This is a genomic window from Vibrio sp. 2134-1 (genome assembly GCF_033339495.1).
Genome location: NZ_JAWOUS010000246.1, coordinates 1 through 848 on the forward strand (window position 1 = coordinate 1; position 848 = coordinate 848).

General features: G+C 44.1%; 1 pseudogene. It reads left to right on the plus strand.

Annotated features, from left to right (window positions below):
• A pseudogene (locus R7R78_RS25240) lies at positions 1-848 on the plus strand (type VI secretion system ATPase TssH); the annotation flags it as partial.

The window sequence follows — 848 nt, forward strand, 5'->3', positions numbered from 1 at the left end:
GGTAAAGGTGAAGGCTCAATGGATGCGGGCAACATGCTCAAACCAGCATTGGCTCGCGGCGAACTTCACTGTGTTGGTGCAACAACATTGGATGAGTACCGTCAATACATCGAAAAGGATGCTGCATTAGAACGTCGTTTCCAAAAAGTGCTGGTGGATGAGCCGACAGTAGAAGATACGGTGGCTATTCTTCGTGGTTTGAAAGAGCGTTATGAACTTCATCACCATGTAGAAATTACTGACCCAGCGATTGTTGCAGCGGCAAGTTTGTCGCACCGTTATATTTCGGACCGTCAGTTGCCAGATAAAGCCATTGACTTGATCGATGAAGCGGCTTCAAGCATTCGTCTACAAATCGATTCAAAACCAGAATCATTGGATAAGCTTGAGCGTAAAATCATCCAACTAAAAATTGAGCAACAAGCACTAAGTAACGAGCACGATGAAGCGAGTGAAAAGCGTCTGCAAGCATTGAATGATGAGTTGAATGAGAAAGAACGCGAATACGCAGAGTTAGAAGAGGTTTGGAATACAGAAAAAGCCGCACTTTCTGGTACTCAGCATATTAAATCTGAACTAGAGCAAGCTCGTATGGACATGGAGTTTGCGCGTCGTGCTGGTGATCTAAACCGAATGTCTGAGCTTCAATACGGTCGTATTCCGGAATTAGAGAAGCAACTAGATTTGGCGACTCAGGCTGAAATGCAAGAAATGACGCTGCTTCGTAACAAAGTAACAGATAACGAAATCGCAGAAGTGCTTTCTAAACAAACGGGCATTCCAGTATCTAAGATGTTAGAAGCGGAGAAAGAGAAACTACTTCGCATGGAAGATGTACTTCACAATCG